This window comes from Nitrosomonas marina, from assembly GCF_900111605.1.
Taxonomy (GTDB): domain Bacteria; phylum Pseudomonadota; class Gammaproteobacteria; order Burkholderiales; family Nitrosomonadaceae; genus Nitrosomonas; species Nitrosomonas marina_A.
On record NZ_FOIA01000035.1, the window covers coordinates 14719 to 31782 of the forward strand.

Sequence of the window (17064 nt, forward strand, 5' to 3'; positions counted from 1 at the left end):
ATATCACATTGATAGAGTACTAGGAACATTTGGGGAAATCAAAAGGTGTCTAGTGCGAAACAAACTCTTCAGAAACAATTCACTCGAAAACACGTAAAGATCTTGCGAAATTCAGCGAGAAGAAGTTAATTCGAAACATCACGCCTTGCATTACTCTTGTCGATTTACTGGCAATGATGACAAAAACACTTGTCATCACCATCATCTACACGTCGATATTTGTAGCACGAAGCGCATTATTTTCAATAAATGCTCTACGTGGCTCAACCACATCACCCATCAATGTTGTAAAAATCTCGTCTGTCAAAATACTATCCTCAATCTGTGCCCGCAACAGTCTCCGGTTTGTTGGGTCCATAGTCGTTTCCCACAACTGCGCAGGGTTCATTTCGCCAAGACCTTTATAGCGCTGAATATTTATTCCTTTTTTCGCTTCTTCAAGCAGCCATTCAAGTGCTTGTTTAAAGTTGCTGACAAGCTGTTTTTTCTCACCGCGTTCAATATAGGCGCCTTCCTTGATCAGACCGTCAAACAGCTGATAGGTTTTTTTAATCTGGGCATAATCGCCACTATGCAGGAACTCCTGATCCAAATAGCTGACATTTACATTTCCATGCGACAAACGCTCAATTCGTAGACGATAGCGTTCGTTCATTTCGTCATATTCCGGTTTTATTTCAGTATCATGAACATAACCGGACAAACGTTTTGCACTATTTGCTGCGTTCTCTTCACTGCTTAAATCTATTTCAGGTTGATGCAATAACGCATACATGACTGAACTATCGGTGGAGCGGCTCATGCGCTCTATCACGGCCTCTGCTAATAAATATTCTGTAGCGATCTTTTCCAGCGTTTCTCCGGTTAGCGGTGGTTTCTCTTTTACGTTATAAAATTTTGCGTCAGCTAACGCTAAACCCAGTATATATTGTTTCAGTTCATAATCATCTTTCAGATAATGTTCTTTTTTTCCATGTTTGATTTTGTATAACGGAGGTTGTGCAATATATACATGCCCCCGTTCAATCAATTCAGGCATTTGCCGGTAAAAAAATGTTAACAGCAACGTTCGAATATGCGAACCATCTACATCCGCATCAGTCATGATAATAATTCGGTGATAGCGCAGTTTGTCAGGATTATATTCATCCTTGCCTATACCTGTGCCTAGTGCAGTTATTAATGCAATGATTTCCTGAGAGGATATCAGCTTGTCGAAACGAGATTTTTCGACGTTTAGAATTTTACCTTTCAGCGGCATAATTGCCTGAAACTTACGGTCACGGCCTTGCTTTGCCGAACCGCCGGCAGAATCCCCCTCAACCAGATAAAGCTCGCAGAGTTCAGGGTTTTTCTCCTGGCAATCTGCCAGCTTGCCAGGCAATCCCATGTTATCAAGCACCCCTTTGCGGCGGGTTAATTCCCGTGCCTTGCGCGCTGCTTCCCGTGCTCTTGCAGCATCCAGTATTTTGTTGCAGATCAGCTTGGCATCGGCCGGGTTTTCCAAAAGAAAATCTGCCAGTTTCTGGGATACGATTTCTTCAACCACGGGTCTCACTTCCGATGAGACCAGTTTTTCCTTGGTTTGAGAGGAAAATTTTGGTTCGAACAATTTTACTGATAATACGCATGACAATCCTTCACGCATATCATCACCGGTTGTCTCCACTTTGGCCTTTTTTGCCAGCTCATTTTTTTCAATGTAGCTATTGAGCGTTCGCGTCATGGCCGCCCGTAAACCGGTTAAATGGGCACCACCATCTTTCTGCGGTATGTTGTTGGTAAAGCATAGCACTTGCTCACTGTAACTGTCGCTCCACTGCATGGCTACTTCAACTGTAATAGCATCTTTTATTCCCGAGGTGAAAAAAATGCTGGGGTGCAGTACTGTTTTGGTGCGGTTGATGTATTCAACAAAATTTCTGATACCACCTGTAAAGGCAAATGTTTCTTCTTTTCCCTGACGCTGGTCCACCAGATGAATTTTTATCCCATTGTTTAGAAAGGAAAGTTCACGTAGTCGTTTGGCAAATATATCGTAATGATACTCAACATTCCCAAAAATTTCCTTGCTTGCCAAAAAATGCACTTCCGTACCATGCCGCTCTGCGGTTCCCACTATTTCAAGTGGTTTGACGGGAGTGCCCATACGAAACTCCATTTCATGAATCTTGCCGTCGCGACGTATCGTTAAATGCAGCCATTCCGACAATGCATTGACTACGGACACACCGACACCATGCAAGCCACCGGAAACCTTATAGGAATTATCATCAAATTTCCCGCCGGCATGTAATTCTGTCATAACGATTTCTGCTGCTGAGCGTTTTTGCTCATCATCGTGTTTAATACCTGTTGGAATACCCCTGCCATTATCATGAACACTGACAGAATTGTCAGGATGCAGGGCCACAATAATTTCATCGCAGTATCCAGCCAATGCTTCATCAATTGCATTGTCCACGACTTCAAATACCATATGATGCAAGCCTGTACCATCACTGGTGTCTCCGATATACATACCGGGACGCTTGCGTACAGCATCCAGTCCTTTCAGTATTCTGATGCTGTCTGAACCATAGTCATTTTCACTTTCAGGAAAATTCTTTTTATCTTTATTCATGTATATACTTTTTTAAAGTTAAACCAATGTAATAACAGATTAAATTCTCATGGGCATAATGACATACTTAAAGTCATCGCGGTCAGGAATCGTAATTAAAACACTCGACGAAGCATCGGCAAATGCCAAACGAAATGTATCAGTCGATACATTGTTCAAAAGATCCATGAGATAGGTAATATTCAAGCTGTAATCAATTTCATTACCATCGTAGCTAATAGCGATTTCATCGTAAGCTTCCTCTTGCTCGGCATTTTTACAGATTACACATAGCTTATCTCTGGTGATAAGCAGCCGCACCCCCCTGAGCAGTTCGTTTGAATTCGAAAGTATGGATACACGCTGCAACACATGGAGAAAGGATAAACGGTCAAGATCGAATGTTTTGTCATTCTGAGTTGGAATGGCACGGTTAAAATTGGGGTATTGACCATCGATTACTTTTGAAACAAGTTCAATACCGGAAAATGATAGCATGACTCTTTTAGGAAAAATTTTGATGTTGACAGGGGCTTCATCATCTTTGAGCAGCTTGAGTAGTTCGGCTACCGTTTTACGCGGTAAAATTACAGAAAGATTGTCTTCATTCAATTGTGTCGGTGTAGACGCAAATGCCAAACGGTGAGTATCCGTTCCTACAGTGACCAGTTCTCTATTTTGAACCGATAGTAACACTCCGTTCAAAAAATAACGAATGTCCTGTTCTGCAATCGCATACTGAACTTTGGTCAGCAGATCTTTAAGAATATTTTGTGGCAGAGAGAATGCAGCTGTCGCTTCATGTTCTTCTGTAATGATAGGAAAATCCTCGGACGGAAGGATCTGTAAACTGAATTGGCTGTTGCCTGATTTAATCTGAAGCTTTTCATCTTTTCTTAATAAAGATACATCAGTGTCCGGATCAAGAGATCGAAGAATATCCTGCATTTTTTTTGCCGGCACTGTCAATGAAAAATTCTGATTTTTGCTTTTTTTATGAACGAATGCAGTTTCAATCTGCATTTCTGAATCCGAAGTCAAAAAACGTAATTCATCATCATGGTTTTGGATGTAAACATTTGACAGTATGGGGAATGTTTGCCGTCTTTCTACAATACCCGTGACTATTTGCAAAGGTTTAATCAAATTGTCCCGGTTTGTTTTAATTAATATCATATATATATTTGGTAATAACTAATAAATATCATGTAAAAATATGAATAAATTAAATTCTTTTTTAAAAATCAATCAATTGAGCCGATTATAACTATTGTATAAAAGCAGGATAATTCAGTGAATCGTTTGTGGAAAACAATAGCGGTTTGCTTATTAGAAAGGTTATTCACAGTTTATTAAAAAGTTATCAAAAAGGTTTTTTTAGCCGCGTAGAATGTGCATCAGTGTATTGTAATCTCGACTAATTGCAGGATCGGAAGCGCGAAGTTCGTTGATTTTTCTATGACCATGGAGAACTGTTGTATGATCTCTGCCCCCAAACGCTTCACCAATATCGGGCAGACTGAGTGTTGTCAATTCCTTCGCAATTGCCATTGCCATTTGACGGGGTCTTGCCACTACGCGGGACCTTTTTTTTGAATACATTTCAGATACTTTTATTTTATAGTAATCTGCTACTGTTTTTTGGATGTTTTCAATTGAAATTTGACGGTTTTGTACAGCAAGGAGATCTTTCAAGGCTTCTTTGGCGATATCCAGTGTAATATCTTGTTCTACAAAACGAGAGAAGGCCATGACACGTTTTAATGCACCTTCCAGTTCGCGTACATTTGAGCGGATATATTTAGCAATAAAGAAAGCGACGTTTTCGTCGAGTTTTAATGCTTCTTGTTCTGCTTTTTTAATCAAAATGGCAACGCGCATTTCCAACTCAGGTGGTTCTATGGCTACCGTTAAACCCCAGCCAAAGCGAGAAACAAGCCGTTCTTCCAAACCGGAAATTTCTTTGGGGTAGGAATCACACGTGATGATAACCTGTTTGTGTGCTTCTATGAGTGCATTAAAGGCATAAAAAAACTCTTCCTGGGTACGGTTTTTGCCGCCGAAAAATTGCACATCATCTACAAGCAAAAGGTCCAGCGAGTGGTAATAGAGCTTGAACTGATCAAATGATTTATGCTGATAGGCATTGACGACATCGGAAACATATTTTTCCGCGTGTACATAACGAATTTTCGCCTGTTTATTGTTTTCCTGAATTGAATTACCGATTGCCTGAATCAGGTGAGTTTTACCCAAACCAACGCCACCGTAAATAAAGAGCGGGTTGTAAGCGATTCCTGGTGATTCGGCAACCTGTAAAGCACCTGCCCGTGCCAGCTGGTTGGCTTTTCCGGTGACAAAATTATTGAAGGTAAAATTAGGATTGAGCTGACTTGGCGTTCTTCTACTGCTCTTCGGTCGTTCAGATTGTGCTGGAATTGGGGTTTTTTTTTCTGTACGGATGATTTTGTTATTGATTGTTGATGGGTCGGCGATTTTCAACTGGAACTGGATTTCTCGCGAAAAATGCGATTTCGCCATGGTTTTAATATGGTTTATAAAATTGTCTTGAACCCATTGTAGAACAAATCGGTTGGGGGCAATTATGACGACTTCGGTACAGTGATCCAGATTGTTGCCTTCCAGCTGTAACGGTTTGATCCAGGTGTTGAATTGCTGTGCATTCAATTCTTTTTTGAAGTGTTCAAGACAAGTTAACCAGAAACTATCAAATGCCTGCATAATTCAACTTTAATTAAAATTTAATCGGTATCAGATAATGACAGGTTTTTAGAAAATTTAGTACGCGATACTGATTTCAATCAATATCGGATTTAACGGTTAATTCAATGTTATCGATCAACCTGGTTTTTCCAATTCTTGCTGCTGCCAATACTGCGAGTTGTTGTTCTCCAGTTCGTGCCGGTAACAGGGTTTGCTGATTAACAATCGAAACATAGTCAACAAGCCAGCCTCTTCCTGAAAGATATTCAATCGCCTTTTGTTCTAATTGTAGAAAGTTGCGTTGACCCGATGTTATTCTACAAACGATGTTGTTCAACGCCTGAAACAGTTGACAGGCTTCTTGGCGTTCCGGTCCGTTTAAGTATTGATTACGGGAGCTTAGTGCAAGACCATCAGCAGCACGAATAATTTCCGTATCTAGAATTCTAATCGGAAAATTGAGTTGTTGCACCATTAATCGGATAATATGTAGCTGCTGGTAGTCCTTTTTTCCAAAAATAGCTATATCTGGTTGAATAATATTAAAAAATTTTAGAACGATGGTAGCTACACCCTGGAAAAAACCGGGACGAAACTCGCCTTCCAGCGTGTCTGCAACAGCAGGTAATCGTATCAGGATTTCCTGTCGGGACGGGAAAAGCATTTTTTCGTCGGGTGCAAATACAACATCGACATCAAGATTGTGCAACAGCCTGCAATCTGCTTCAAAGGATCGTGGATACTGATTAAAATCTTCGCTGGGCAAGAACTGGAGTGGATTGACGAATATACTGACGACAACAAAACCGGCCTCTTTTTTTGCTTTTTTGATCAGTGCCAAATGTCCTTCGTGCAGATTTCCCATTGTTGGTACAAAGGCAATGCTTTCTTCATTTTTCAGCGTGTTGCGCAATGCTGCTATGGTTTCAACAATTTTCAATTTTTAATTAACGGTTATTGGTATTCGTGGGCTTTATCAGGAAAATGACCTGCTTTGACTGCCTTGACATAATTGCGAATCGCATCTTGAATGTTGCAGGATTCGGCCATAAAATTTTTGACAAATTTAGACTTGTTACCCTGATACAAGCCGAGCATGTCATGTAAAACAAGTACTTGGGCTGTGCAATCTACACCAGCACCAATTCCGATTGTAGGAATTGATATGGCAGCAGTTATCTGCTTGGCGAGTGGTGCTGGTACCAACTCCATCAGTAACATTGTTGCACCTGATTGCTCAAGTGCTCTGGCTTCGCTAAATAAACGACTTGCTGAACTTTCTGTATTACCCTGAATTTTGTAGCCGCCCAATTGGTGAATCGACTGTGGTGTCAGGCCTATATGAGCACATACCGGTATACCCCGCTGTGTTAGAAATTGAATTGTGTCGGTCATAATGTGGCCACCCTCGATTTTTACCATCTGGGCACCTGCTGCCATAATTTGGCACGCGTTTTTAAAAGTACATTCTGGCGATAGTTGCGCTGTGCCAAAAGGCATATCAGCCATAATAAAGGCTTTTTCGGAGCCACGAGCAACACAACGGGTATGATATATTATTTGCTCTAGTGTAACAGATAAGGTCGTTTCTTCTCCTTGTATGACATTTCCCAGTGAATCACCTACCAGCAGAACGTCAACGCCGCATGCTTCTAGCACTTGAGAAAAAGTCGCATCATAGCAGGTCAACACGGTGAATTTCTCACCATTTTGATATATTTTCTGTAGAGAGCTGATGGAAGTTCTCATATAAGTAGCTTAATTTTAAAGGAATCTTGTAGGAAAAATGATATGATTCAAAAAAAGATTTTGACTAGGAATAATTCAGCCGCGATATGGTCTGATTGGAGCATGCGGCAACCAGTTGGCTGATTTTACCATGTCCAGGAATGCAACAATCCGGAGAGATTTCCATTAATGGTTGCAAGACAAAAGCACGTTGTATCATGCGTGGATGCGGTATCGTAAGATGTTTGCTGTTTATTTGCAAAGCACCGTAAAGAAGAATGTCCAGATCAAGGGTACGAGGCGCATTGCGGTATTCACGCACGCGACCATGCTGTAATTCAATAGACAGTAAAGTATCCAGTAGTTCCAGAGGTGTCAGAACAGTAGTGATTTTTGCAACTGCATTGATATAATCCGGTTGTTTTTGTTGTGCGATGGCAGCACTTTTATACAATGAAGAGTGTTGTATTAAAGATGTTCCAGGCAATGCGTCAATTTCTAGAAAAGCAGATCTTATCTGCTCGCAGGGGTGGTCAAGGTTACTGCCTAAAGCGAGATAAGCAATATTATATTGTGTATCAGTCTGCAGCATTGTTAAAGCGGAGCTTTCGTTTTTCCTGTCGAATCAAGTGTATGATCTGTAGAAACCTTGTGAGATGATGATTTACGGCGAGAGCGGTTCTTTCGCTTTCTGGTCGAAACCGGTTTTGGAATCATTTTTTGCCGTGTGTCCGTATCAGCGGACATAAAATCCGTCCACCATATAGCTAGTTCTTGGCTTATTTCTCCACTTTCACAACGCAGCAACATAAAATCGTAAGCAGCGCGAATCCGTGGATGAGAAACCAGCCGGAAGGGCTTGCGGCCAGCGCGTGATTCAAATCTCGGCTGCATTGACCAGATTTCAGTAATAGTCGCACTGAAACGGCGCGGAATAGCCAGATTTTTTTGCTGATTGGACAATACATCATCAATTGCCCGATATAGTGCTGTAAGCGGATTTTCCCCTGAATTTTTGTAGCTGTTCCATGTCGCCAGGACTTCGTGCCACAATAACGAAGCAAATAAAAAAGCTGGTGATACGTGTTTACCCTGTTGAATTCTATCGTCTGTATTTTTTAGGGCAAGCGTGATAAATCGTTCTCCAAGCGGTTGTTCCAGAATAACATCCAGCATTGGCAATAAACCATGGTGCAGGCCGCGTTGACGTAGATCGACAACACATGAAAGTGCGTGCCCTGACAATAGCAGCTTCAACATCTCATCCAGTAGCCGAGCAGGCGGTACGTTTTGCAGTAACGGTGCCAGGTCACCTATGGGTTTAGCTGTACTGGGATCAATCTGCATTTGCAATTTGGCTGCCAGTCGAACTGCTCTGAGCATGCGTACGGGATCTTCCCGATAACGGGTTACCGGATCGCCAATCATGCGCAGGGTTTGTGCTTTAAGATCATTGTAGCCATCGAGGTAATCGTAAATTTCTTCACTGAACGGATCGTAAAAAAGTGCATTCAGAGTAAAATCGCGCCGCACAGCATCTTCCTCCTGGCTGCCGAATACATTATCCCGCAGCAATCGGCCATGTTGATCTGTGTAGGTTTTTACTTCTGTTGGCGTGTCACTATCGGGTAACGGGCCCCGAAATGTCGATACTTCCACCGTTTCGTTTCCGCACATAACATGCAGTAAGCGAAAGCGCCGACCGATAATGCGAGAACGCCTGAACAGGGAACGGGCTTGTTCAGGTGTAGCATTCGTGGCAATGTCAAAATCCTTTGGTTTGAGACCAAGTAATAAGTCTCTCACAGCACCGCCGACAATGAATGCGGAAAAACCGGCTTTTTGCAGCACATGCGCGGTTTTTAGTGCACATGGACTGATCTGGGTACGGTTAATTCCATGCTTGCTGAACGGTATAATGTGTAGCTTCAGGTTGGCAGTTCCAGTTGCGATTTTTCGTCTAAAGACTTGGTTGAAAAATTTTCGAATCATTGCAAAATACAAAAAGCATCTACTGTAAATTATACACTGAGTCGAGCGGCGGAATAATGCGAAGAGAAGAATTTATCTCGGATATGTGGGGTTTTTGAATGGTGATTGTGCTATGCCAATTGGTATGTTTTATTGTGATAATTGTTTCGTTGTTCCGTATTGGTTGAGAAAAAAACGCTGCTTTTCTGAAAGTATATTGTTCACTGGTTCTGACATAGTTTCTACCGGGTGAAGAGTAGACAACGTCATAACAATATATGAATTCGTGGCGGATGCCTGATGTAAAGTACTGATGAAAGCGACCCAATATTACTGGGACAGGTGTTCATCCAGCAATTCAATCCAGTGCCGAACCGGTAGTGTTGTGCCGTTTTGTAGATGCGTCAGGCAGCCAATATTGGCAGTAGCGATTTCTGTTGGCTGGTCCGATTCGAGTGCTGTCACCTTGTTTTTAAGCAATTGTTGTGACAGTTCAGGCTGCAAAATGGAATATGTTCCTGCGGATCCGCAGCAAAGATGGCTATCAGGTACGCTGGTGAGTTGAAAGCCGGCAGACAGCAGGATTTGTTCTGCCAGACCACGAACCTGTTGTCCATGTTGGAGTGTGCAGGGAGAATGAAACGCGATCCTGGGGGTAATAGGGTCGGATTTATGCTTGTTTAAAAGGAGTTTGAGAGATTCTTGCTCGGTTGCAAGAATCTCGCTGATATCCTTGGTAATCGCTGATATACGTGCGGCTTTATTCGCATATGCCGGATCGTGGCGCAGAATATGACCGTACTCCTTGACGGTGACGCCGCATCCGCTTGCAGTCATGACGATGGCTTCAATCTCATTACGTTCAATAAATGGCCACCAGGCATCAATGTTTTTGCGCATGGCTTTTACTCCTTCAGCCTGTGCATTCAAATGGTAGGCAAGTGCGCCGCAGCAGCCGGATTGTGCGGTGGTGATCAGTGAAACACCCAGGGTGTCCAGAACTCGGGCGGTGGCCGGGTTGATGTCAGGCGATAGTGTTGGTTGAACGCAGCCCTCGAGCACCATCATTTTGCGTTTGTGACGTGCAGCTGGCCAATGCCTTTGAGATTTGCGTATGACGGGTATCTTTTTTTTCAAACTCGACGGTAACAGCGGGCGCATGAATCGGCCGCTCTTGATCAGAGGTTTAAACAATAAAGGATTCGGTAAAATCTTGCGTAACAGGTAGCGCAGCAGTTTTTTTCCGGCTGGACGTTTTACCTGTTTTTCGACCAAATCTCTGCTGATATCAACCAGTTCGGCATAGCGCACACCGGATGGGCAGGTGGATTCGCACGCGCGGCAGGTCAAACACCGGTCAAGGTGTAACTGGGTTTTCCAGCTGACAGACTGGCCCTCGAGCATTTGCTTCATCAAATAAATACGACCGCGCGGACTGTCGAGTTCGTCGCCGAGCAGCTGGTAAGTTGGACAAGTGGCCAGACAGAATCCGCAATGGACGCAGCTGCGCAGGATGGCGTCTGCTTCTTTGCCCTGCGGAGAATTTTTTATGAAGTCGGCGAGTCTGGTTTGCATGAGTGTTTAAATTTTAAAATTCCGGATAGAGACGGCCCGGGTTTAAAATACCGGCAGGGTCAAACTGCTGCTTTAGCCGTCGATGAATACCCGCCAACGCTGGGCTGAGTGGCTGAAATACCGGGGCAGTACTGCTATACCCTTGGAAAAGAGTTGCATGACCGCCGGCTTTTATTGCTGCCTGGCGTATGGAATCCACAGCTGGTACTTCCTGACAGGATAGCCAACGTAGCGCACCGTTCCATTCGATTAATTGTTTTGTCTGTGGAAAGGAAATAGGGGGCGAGGTAGGTTTGACAGATAGACGCCAAAGCGGTATCGGCGGTTTGAAAAAATCGTACGTGTGTTCGCGAATTGATTTCCATAAAGTGTCGCCTGCAGGGTAAATTTCGCCGCCGAGTTGCTTATGGGCCGCGCGAACGGCAGATTCAGCACCGGAAAGGCGCATATGAAGCTGTTCATTGACATAGCTGGTAGCGGAAATGGGCAATGGTTTGCCGGCCCAGCGATTCATGTATTCAATCGCCTCCATTTCATTCATTTTTAGACTGATTGTTTGTTCAACAGCCGGCAGCGGCAACACTTTAAGCGAAACTTCAAGCAAAATACCGAGTGTACCCATTGCACCGACCATCAGACGCGATACATCGTAACCGGCTACATTTTTCATCACTTGCCCGCCAAAATGCAGATCACGTCCGGAACCATCGATTATGCGGACACCGAGCACGAAATCGCGCACGGCACCTGCTGATGCTCGGCGCGGACCGGACAGTCCGGCAGCTACACAACCGCCGATAGTGGCTGTATCAGCAAAATAAGGGGGCTCGAATGCCAGCATTTGATTGTGCTGATGCAATAACGATTCAATATCTGACAATCGCGTACCTGCACGTGCAGTGATGATAAGCTCGGTCGGTTCATAATCAATAATGCCTTGATACGTCGAAATATCCAGTATCTGGGACTGTTCTGAGGGGGGATAGCCGTAAAAAGATTTACTGCTTCCGCCACGTATATGCAACGGCCGGCCGACTTCCGCCGCTGTCCTTACGGTTTCTGAGAATTGATCAATAAGCGCCTGTTGCATAAAAACAGCGAAAATAAATTTAAAAGCGAGGCAAATCGGGAAATTTTTCCGAGCCGCTGTGTACATGCATTGCGCCGAGTTCTGCACAACGATGCAGTGTCGGCACAGCCTTTCCAGGATTCAGCAGGCCCTGTGGATCAAAAGCGGTTTTGACACCGTGAAACAGGCTCAGTTCATCAGGTGCGAACTGTGTGCACATTTGATTGATTTTTTCCATACCGACACCGTGTTCACCGGTAATTGTACCTCCGGCATGGATACACATTTCCAGAATTTTTCCTCCGAATTCCTCGGTTTTTTCCAGTTCGCCAGGTGTATTGGCATCGTACAGAATCAACGGATGCAGATTGCCGTCACCGGCGTGAAATACATTCATGCAGCGTAAACCGTACTCCCGTGACAATGTGTCAATACCTTTTAACACATTTGCCAGATGTTTTCTGGGGATGGTACCATCCATGCAGTAATAATCCGGCGAAACCCGGCCGGCAGCCGGAAAAGCAGCCTTGCGGCCAGCCCATAAGCGCAACCGTTCTGCTTCGTTCTGTGATGTGGTGATACGGGTAGCGCCGCTGGATTTCATGATGATATGAATGCGTTCGATTTCGTCGGCGACTTCTTCGGCGGTGCCGTCCGATTCACATAAGAGAATTGCTTCAGCATTTAAATCATAACCGGCATGCAGAAATGCTTCGACGGCATGAATGGTGATTTTGTCCATCATTTCCATGCCGGCCGGTATAATACCAGCAGCGATTACGTTGGCCACGGCCTGGCCGGCTTTTTGAATATCCTCAAATGTGGCCATGACGAGCTGGGCTTTTTCTGGAAGAGGGATCAGCCTGACAGTAATCTCGGTTACGATACCAAGCATGCCTTCACTGCCTGTCATCAGAGCAAGCAGATCGAAACCCGGATTGTCCAGACTGTCACTGCCTATTTCCAGAACTTCACCGTCAATGGTAAGTATGCGCAGCTTGAGAATATTGTGTACGGTCAAACCGTATTTCAGACAATGCACGCCTCCAGAATTTTCGGCAACATTGCCACCGATAGAACATGCAATCTGCGATGATGGGTCTGGCGCGTAATAAAGGCCGTGTGGTCTTGCCGTATCACTGATAGCAAGATTTCGGACACCCGGCTGGACCCGTGCGGTGCGTGCAAGCGGGTCTATCTCCAGTATGCGGTTTAATTTAGCAAGGGACATTAATATACCTTTGGCGTGCGGCAATGCGCCGCCTGAAAGTCCCGTACCTGCACCACGCGCAACAACCGGCGTACTTGTTGCAAGACATAGTTTAAGAATCTGAACGATTTCTGTTTCTGTCTGTGGCAACACGACAATCATGGGCGTTTGCCGGTAAGCGGACAGGCCGTCACATTCGTAAGGTTTGAGGTCTTCCTTTTCATGCAACACCGATTCTACAGGTAGAAATGTCCGCAGTTTCCTGACTAAATCGATCGACATGTTTTGCAGTGGATGAAAAAAAGATTATTCATGGTGTTTTGTTATTTCATGATTTGCCAGCTTTTCCAGCATTTTTACTATGGCCGAATTATCCCATTTGGCGCCGCCATGCGCGATGCACGCATTATAAAGCTCATTAACCGTCGCTGTGTTGGGCAGGGCGATGCCAAGTGTCGAAGCACTGGCAAGGACAATATCCAGATCTTTTTGCTGGAGTTCAATTTTGAACCCGGGATCGAAACAACGTTCAATCATTCGTTCACCGTGTACTTCAAGAACACGTGATCCGGCAAAACCGCCCAATAGAGCCTGTCGAACTTTTTGGGGATCAGCCCCGGCCCTGGAGACAAATAAAAGTGCTTCCCCCACGGCTTCGATAGTCAGGGAGACAATAATCTGGTTTGCAATCTTGCAAATTTGTCCGGAGCCGATCCCGCCAATCAGGGCAACCTGCTTTCCCATTAATTCAAGAACAGGTTTGATACGGTCAAAAACGTGCTTCTCGGCACCAACCATGATGGTTAACGCAGCATTTTGTGCACCGATATCGCCGCCTGATACCGGTGCGTCGACATAATCATGATTGAGGTCATTGATTTTTGATGCAAATGTTCGCGTTGCCAGCGGTGAAATTGTACTCATGTCTATGATCACGCGTCGTGCGACCGGTTGACTGGATTCAGCCAGCAATCCAGTGGCAACACCACTGTCACCAAACAGCACAGTTTCAACATCCGGTGTATCAGGCAGCATCATGATGATTATATCCGCATGCTGCGTCAATTCCATTGGTGTAGCACAGGGAATACCGCCTCTCGAAACAAGATCATCCGGTACGCCGCTACGTGTGTGAAGATATACGGTATGCTCGCTTTGAAGCAAGTGCCATGCCATGGGCTTTCCCATAATACCGAGACCGATAAAACCAATATTTGCCATAAAGCTGTTTTTTGATACAGTAAAAACTATTATTTGTTGTTAATTAGTATAAAGATAATCGCGAATATTGTCTGTACGTATGTTTCTTTATTGAGATGTAGTACGAAACCCGGTAAATTTGGAGTGAATGTCATATCCATATCATAGAATGATTACAATTAATTCACGTTTAATACGAATTCACTGGTTCGGTCTGACATGTTTTTTCAGCTTTCTACTGTTAAGTGGTTGCCAGACGATTACGAACAGCATGTTGGAAAAACCGGTTTCAGCTGTTGATGTACTGCCTATGCCTGTGGCAAGTCATGAATTTAGTTTTGATCCATTTCGAGATGACGTTGTTGGAAACGTGCAGGTTATTAACGCGAACTATGAAGATACACTATCGGATATTGCGAGACGATTCAATCTGGGATATGAGGAGATTGTTGCCGCCAATCCTGACGTTGATCCATGGTTGCCGGGAGCGGGTACTCGCATCATTATTCCCACTCAATTTATCTTGCCGGATGCGCCTCGTGAGGGAATTGTAATCAACCTGGCAGCAATGCGGTTGTTTTATTTTCCAAAAGCAGAAGACGGTGAAATGCAATATGTAATCACTCATCCAGTTGGCATTGGTCGACTGCAATGGAAAACACCGGTAGGGGCAACCCGGATTACTGTCAAAGACGAAAATCCGGTCTGGAGACCGACACCATCCATTCACAAGGAGTATGCCAGAAATGGAAATCCGCTACCAGCAGCTGTTCCGCCAGGCCCTGACAATCCGATGGGAACCCATGTATTGAGGCTCGCCTGGCCGACGTATGCCATTCATGGCACTAATAAACCACCGAGCGTTGGGATGCGTGGCAGCTTCGGCTGCATACGCATGTATCCAGAAGATATCGCTGGTTTATTTAATGAGGTCGCCGTCGGTACACCGGTACGCGTGGTAAACCAGCCCCGTCTGCTAGGTTGGCGAGGGGATCAGTTGTATCTGCAGACATACCCTGTGCTTGAAGACGACAAGCGTAATCATGACAAACAGTTTGGCAAACTGATAGAAGAAACGCGTTCTGCACTTAAGGCACAGATTAATGCACGCCCGCATCAAACACTCAACAACAGCTTAATCAAAGAGACAATCCTCAATCCACGCGCTATCGCAATACCGGTTACGAAAGCGGACATTTCATTGCAGAACTATCTGGATCTGGCGTTGCATGTACAAAATACTATGCCGTTCAACGCTACCTGGGTCGGTGATATTAAAGGAAACCTTACTACGGCAGAAATATGGGAATCGGAACAGATTCAATAGCCATTTTTTGTATCGAATGTGTGTCATAAGACTCTCTGCAACTGCTTTATTCAGTTATTTTACTTGTTTAACAATGATCAGATCGATTCCAGGGTGTTTAACGAAACTTATTTACCTGAATTATCGGCCTGTTGTTAATGATTATTGTCTCGGACTCGTAACCTGCTGATTCAATTTCAGTAGCCAATTGTTGTGTGTTAGTCTTTATGTAATTGATGATTTGATACGATTCCTTGCGAGACGAAAAATAATGGCGATTATGCGGCAAATATCTGCCGAGCGGGCATGCGCGATGCTTTCAATCATTCGGGAATTTCAGGCATTGTCTTCTTCAAATTTGCTTGAAATTACCAGTGTTTGTCATTGGTACAGGTATGAAGAAAATGAGGAGATCATTCGCTTTCATGACAAATCAAATAGTGTATTTTTTATCGCTCAGGGAGAAATACGCGTTGCCTATCACTCGCTAACAGGCCACGAAGTGATCTTGTGTGATCTGGCAGCTGGAGAAATGTTTGGCGAACTAACAGCAATTGACGACAGGCCGCGTTCGGCAACAGTGTTTGCCAAAACGAGCACGTTGCTGGCCTCGATGACAGCCTCCGACTTTATGGAAATGATTTTTTCGAATCGTTATGTTGCTAATGCTATTTTAAAGCGCCTGACAAGCGAAGTCCGCAGATTGACAGAGCGTGTTTACGATTTTAGTACGCTTGCCGTCAGTAACCGCATACAGGCCGAGTTACTGCGAATTGCCAAAAAAAATATTACGGGTCCCAATACAGCCTTGATCTCGCCAGCACCGACTCATTTTGAAATTGCCAACCTGGTCAGCACTCATCGCGAAGCGGTAACACGCGAACTTAGCAGTTTGACAAAAAAAAAGATTGTCTTGCGTAAAGGACATGATTTGCATATTCTCAATATTGCCAGGCTGACGGATATGGTGAATTTGGTCAGGGGCAGCATTTAGGACGATCAGTTTACTGGTAATTAAACCGGTCCATTGCAATATGTTCGGCTTTTTTGACTTCAGCTTCGAGTTGAGTCGTGTAAGCGGCAGGGTATCTGGCTTTATTGCTGACGTTATGAGGTGGTAGTGTTCTGATGAGCTGTTCATTAAAATCTTCACCTGCAGTTTCTAAGGCTGTAATCAAATCCTCGATCAAATGCTCATATTTACCGATGAACTCAATTTCATTGTCTGCACTACCGACGAATTCGATCAAACTGCTGCTATAGATTCCGGGAAATTTGTCCAGTACCTGGCGCACAAATAATTGAAAATTATCCGATCGACATGCTTGATCCAATTGATTTTCCAGATCCCATCCATAAGTCATTTTAAACTGCCAGTAAGATCGATATAAATTAACCGGGTGCCTGACAAAGGCAAATTTGAATTTCTCGAGGCACGGGCAATCTTCCAGTCCAATATGAGGATTATTTGAGACAGTGTAATTTCTGCAGGTGATACCCGTAGCCCTAATGGCTTTTTTCACCCATGAACCACCTGTTTTGGGAACATGGAGAAAACAAGATTTTGGGAGTATCAACATGTAGCTAGTACTCCTTCAACTTAATAAATTAGGATAAAGTCTCTTTAGCTTTATCCTTGCATCCTCAGTGCTAAAACGCCAATCAACCGGTGCGGTATT

General features: G+C 44.1%; 14 protein-coding genes. 2 read left to right on the top strand and 12 right to left on the bottom strand.

The features are described from left to right. Positions 1-205 precede the first annotated feature (205 nt). From gyrB to BMY62_RS13615, 11 genes are all read right to left on the bottom strand, one after another. A complete protein-coding gene (gene gyrB / locus BMY62_RS13565) occupies positions 206-2623 on the bottom strand; it encodes a DNA topoisomerase (ATP-hydrolyzing) subunit B (protein WP_090661067.1) in 2418 nt (805 codons plus the stop codon). 39 nt (positions 2624-2662) lie between these two features. Beyond that, a complete protein-coding gene (gene dnaN, locus BMY62_RS13570) occupies positions 2663-3778 on the bottom strand; it encodes a DNA polymerase III subunit beta (RefSeq protein WP_090661070.1) in 1116 nt (371 codons plus the stop codon). Positions 3779-3979: 201 nt separating this feature from the next. Continuing rightward, a complete protein-coding gene (dnaA, locus tag BMY62_RS13575; RefSeq protein ID WP_090661073.1) occupies positions 3980-5344 on the bottom strand; it encodes a chromosomal replication initiator protein DnaA in 1365 nt (454 codons plus the stop codon). Positions 5345-5420: 76 nt separating this feature from the next. Next, a complete protein-coding gene (panC, locus tag BMY62_RS13580; protein WP_090661076.1) occupies positions 5421-6266 on the bottom strand; it encodes a pantoate--beta-alanine ligase in 846 nt (281 codons plus the stop codon). Between the two features lie 14 nt (positions 6267-6280). Next, positions 6281-7075 carry a 3-methyl-2-oxobutanoate hydroxymethyltransferase gene (gene panB / locus BMY62_RS13585; RefSeq protein ID WP_090661079.1) on the bottom strand — a complete coding sequence of 265 codons (795 nt, stop codon included), beginning with the start codon at positions 7073-7075 and terminating at the stop codon, positions 6281-6283. Between the two features lie 64 nt (positions 7076-7139). After that, a complete protein-coding gene (gene folK, locus BMY62_RS13590) occupies positions 7140-7646 on the bottom strand; it encodes a 2-amino-4-hydroxy-6-hydroxymethyldihydropteridine diphosphokinase (protein ID WP_090661082.1) in 507 nt (168 codons plus the stop codon). A 2-nt stretch (positions 7647-7648) separates the two neighbouring features. Then, the gene (gene pcnB, locus BMY62_RS13595; protein ID WP_090661105.1) at positions 7649-9046 is read right to left on the bottom strand and encodes a polynucleotide adenylyltransferase PcnB; all 1398 of its coding nucleotides are present in this window, start codon (positions 9044-9046) and stop codon (positions 7649-7651) included. A gap of 309 nt (positions 9047-9355) precedes the next feature. Beyond that, positions 9356-10600, bottom strand: a complete 1245-nt coding sequence (gene glcF, locus BMY62_RS13600; RefSeq protein WP_090661084.1) for a glycolate oxidase subunit GlcF — start codon at positions 10598-10600, stop codon at positions 9356-9358. Positions 10601-10613: 13 nt separating this feature from the next. Then, complete coding sequence (gene glcE / locus BMY62_RS13605) at positions 10614-11690, bottom strand: glycolate oxidase subunit GlcE (protein WP_090661108.1); 1077 nt, start codon at positions 11688-11690, stop codon at positions 10614-10616. Between the two features lie 19 nt (positions 11691-11709). Beyond that, positions 11710-13161 (bottom strand): FAD-linked oxidase C-terminal domain-containing protein, encoded by a 1452-nt coding sequence (locus tag BMY62_RS13610; protein ID WP_090661087.1) that lies wholly within the window; start codon positions 13159-13161, stop codon positions 11710-11712. Between the two features lie 24 nt (positions 13162-13185). Then, a complete protein-coding gene (locus BMY62_RS13615; RefSeq protein ID WP_090661090.1) occupies positions 13186-14100 on the bottom strand; it encodes a 2-hydroxy-3-oxopropionate reductase in 915 nt (304 codons plus the stop codon). Between the two features lie 148 nt (positions 14101-14248). Between BMY62_RS13615 and BMY62_RS13620 the strand changes: the two genes are divergently transcribed. Continuing rightward, positions 14249-15406 (top strand): L,D-transpeptidase family protein, encoded by a 1158-nt coding sequence (locus tag BMY62_RS13620; RefSeq protein WP_090661093.1) that lies wholly within the window; start codon positions 14249-14251, stop codon positions 15404-15406. Between the two features lie 259 nt (positions 15407-15665). Next, on the top strand, positions 15666-16379 hold the full coding sequence (locus tag BMY62_RS13625; RefSeq protein WP_090661112.1) for a Crp/Fnr family transcriptional regulator: 714 nt from the start codon (positions 15666-15668) through the stop codon (positions 16377-16379). A 10-nt stretch (positions 16380-16389) separates the two neighbouring features. On the opposite strand, the gene BMY62_RS16730 is transcribed toward BMY62_RS13625, so the two are convergent. Then, positions 16390-16749: a hypothetical protein gene (locus tag BMY62_RS16730; RefSeq protein WP_371264096.1), complete on the bottom strand. Its 360-nt coding sequence runs from the start codon at positions 16747-16749 to the stop codon at positions 16390-16392. Positions 16750-17064: the final 315 nt, after the last annotated feature.

What these genes read in the sequence shown, in the direction of transcription:
- gyrB (WP_090661067.1), bottom strand. Translation starts at nt 2,623, where the DNA reads ATGAATAAAGATAAAAAGAATTTTCCTGAAAGTGAAAATGACTATGGT.
- dnaN (WP_090661070.1), bottom strand. Translation starts at nt 3,778, where the DNA reads ATGATATTAATTAAAACAAACCGGGACAATTTGATTAAACCTTTGCAA.
- dnaA (WP_090661073.1), bottom strand. Translation starts at nt 5,344, where the DNA reads ATGCAGGCATTTGATAGTTTCTGGTTAACTTGTCTTGAACACTTCAAA.
- panB (WP_090661079.1), bottom strand. Translation starts at nt 7,075, where the DNA reads ATGAGAACTTCCATCAGCTCTCTACAGAAAATATATCAAAATGGTGAG.
- folK (WP_090661082.1), bottom strand. Translation starts at nt 7,646, where the DNA reads ATGCTGCAGACTGATACACAATATAATATTGCTTATCTCGCTTTAGGC.
- pcnB (WP_090661105.1), bottom strand. Translation starts at nt 9,046, where the DNA reads ATGATTCGAAAATTTTTCAACCAAGTCTTTAGACGAAAAATCGCAACT.
- glcF (WP_090661084.1), bottom strand. Translation starts at nt 10,600, where the DNA reads ATGCAAACCAGACTCGCCGACTTCATAAAAAATTCTCCGCAGGGCAAA.
- glcE (WP_090661108.1), bottom strand. Translation starts at nt 11,690, where the DNA reads ATGCAACAGGCGCTTATTGATCAATTCTCAGAAACCGTAAGGACAGCG.
- BMY62_RS13610 (WP_090661087.1), bottom strand. Translation starts at nt 13,161, where the DNA reads ATGTCGATCGATTTAGTCAGGAAACTGCGGACATTTCTACCTGTAGAA.
- BMY62_RS13615 (WP_090661090.1), bottom strand. Translation starts at nt 14,100, where the DNA reads ATGGCAAATATTGGTTTTATCGGTCTCGGTATTATGGGAAAGCCCATG.
- BMY62_RS13620 (WP_090661093.1), top strand. Translation starts at nt 14,249, where the DNA reads ATGATTACAATTAATTCACGTTTAATACGAATTCACTGGTTCGGTCTG.
- BMY62_RS13625 (WP_090661112.1), top strand. Translation starts at nt 15,666, where the DNA reads ATGCGGCAAATATCTGCCGAGCGGGCATGCGCGATGCTTTCAATCATT.
- BMY62_RS16730 (WP_371264096.1), bottom strand. Translation starts at nt 16,749, where the DNA reads ATGACTTATGGATGGGATCTGGAAAATCAATTGGATCAAGCATGTCGA.